This is a genomic window from Microcystis sp. M53603_WE2 (assembly GCF_030065435.1).
The window spans coordinates 1-1852 of the sequence record NZ_JASJFF010000080.1 but is presented as its reverse complement, the minus strand read 5'-3'; the positions used below and the strand labels follow the sequence as shown (position 1 = coordinate 1852).

The following is a 1852-nucleotide window of genomic DNA, read 5'->3' as shown; positions in this document are numbered from 1 at the left end:
CCCAACGCCCGCATGGGTTACGCTACCGCTAACCCATCCTACAAATAATTGTGCCTACCTACTTAACTGCTTTAGTAAACCTCTTGCATAATTAATTTTTCAGGGTTCAAAAACGGCAAAAATAAGAATTAAATTGCATAAAATCTGTAAATAGACCATTTAACTGATTATTATTCATTCTTAATTCTCCTGACTACTGACTACTGGCTACTGATTCCTAATCCTAACAACAATTTTTGATTTTTACAAGAGGTCTAATATGTTTCAAAATAGCTCTAGGGAAGTTAATGTTCTCCCAGTGGACGAACATAATCAAAAATTAGTTAATTATGTTCATCCTGCCGATTGGGTCAATCCACAACCCCAAGATTGTTATGATTTAGTCGTCATCGGTGCGGGTACTGCGGGTTTAGTTGTAGCGGCGGGGGCGGCGGGTTTAGATATAGGTTTAAAAGTGGCTTTAGTGGAAAAACATCTCATGGGGGGAGATTGCCTCAATTTCGGTTGTGTTCCTTCTAAATGTCTGATTCGTTCCTCTAGAATTATCGGGGAAATTGAGAAAGCCAAAAAATTAGGAATTAATATTGGGGATACTAGGGTAGATTTTGCCAGAGTCATGACCAGAATGCGGCAAATTCGCGCCGATATTAGTCATCATGATTCGGTGCAACGTTTCCAAAAACTAGGTATCGATGTCTTCTTCGGTAGCGCTCGTTTTTTAGGACAAAATGCCGTGGCAGTGGCGGGAAAAACTCTCGCTTATAAAAAAGCCGTCATTGCCACTGGTGCTGGGGCCTTTCATCCCGATATCCCCGGACTAAAAGAAGCGGGATTTTATACCAATGAAACAATTTTTTCCCTCACAGAATTACCTCCTCGATTAGCTATTATCGGTGGCGGGCCGCTTGGTTGTGAATTAGCCCAAGCTTTTCAACGGTTAGGCGCGCAGGTGATTTTATTTCATAATCATTCCCATCTTTTGAATAAAGAAGACCGAGAAGCGACCGAAATTATTGAGAATGCTTTGCTGCGGGAAGGAATGCAATTAATTCTCTCTTGCCAAATTGAACGGGTGACAAAAAATGAGCAGGGTAAAACCATTGAATATACTAGCAACGGTCAAGGAGCAACTATCACCGTTGACGAGATTTTAGTCGGTGCTGGCCGGGAGCCTAATGTGTCAGGATTAAATTTAGAAGCGGTAGCCGTGGAATACGATACTCGTCGGGGAGTCAAAGTTAATGATTATCTGCAAACTACTAACCCGAAAATTTATGCGGCCGGTGATATCTGTATGGATTGGAAATTTACCCATGCTGCCGATGCAGCCGCCCGTATTGTGATTAAAAATACTCTTTTTTCTCCCTTCGGTTTCGGACGCTATAAGCTCAGTAATTTAGTTATGCCTTGGGTCACTTATACCGACCCAGAAATCGCCCATGTGGGCATGGATGAAACCCAAGCACAGACCCGGGGATTGGTCACTAATACTATTAAAATTCCTTTGAGTATAGTCGATCGAGCTATCGCTGATGGGGAAACAGCAGGTTTTTTAAAAATTATTCACAAACAAGGTTCCGACCAAATTTTAGAGGCCACTATCGTCGCCTCCCACGCCGGTGAGATGATTTCCGAAATTACCACCGCTATGGTTGCCAAAATCGGACTGAGTAAACTCTCTACTGTTATTCATCCCTATCCCACCCAAGCGGAAGCGATTAAAAAGGCCGCCGATGCCTATCGTCGAACTCTCCTGACTCCTAATAGTCGAAAATTCTTGGCATTGTTGACTAAATTATCCCGTTAAAATCAGTTATCAGTTATCAGTTATCAGTTATCAGTTATCAGTTAT

1 protein-coding gene is annotated in these 1852 nt (G+C 42.2%); it reads left to right on the top strand.

The genetic code is table 11. The features are described from left to right. Nucleotides 1–259 precede the first annotated feature (259 nt). Nucleotides 260–1807 (top strand): mercuric reductase, encoded by a 1548-nt coding sequence (locus tag PX481_RS01880; RefSeq protein WP_288093401.1) that lies wholly within the window; start codon nt 260–262, stop codon nt 1805–1807. The last annotated feature ends 45 nt before the right edge of the window (nt 1808–1852 follow it).

Excerpts from the sequence above, each read along its gene's own strand:
- PX481_RS01880 (WP_288093401.1), top strand. The coding sequence starts at position 260 with ATGTTTCAAAATAGCTCTAGGGAAGTTAATGTTCTCCCAGTGGACGAA.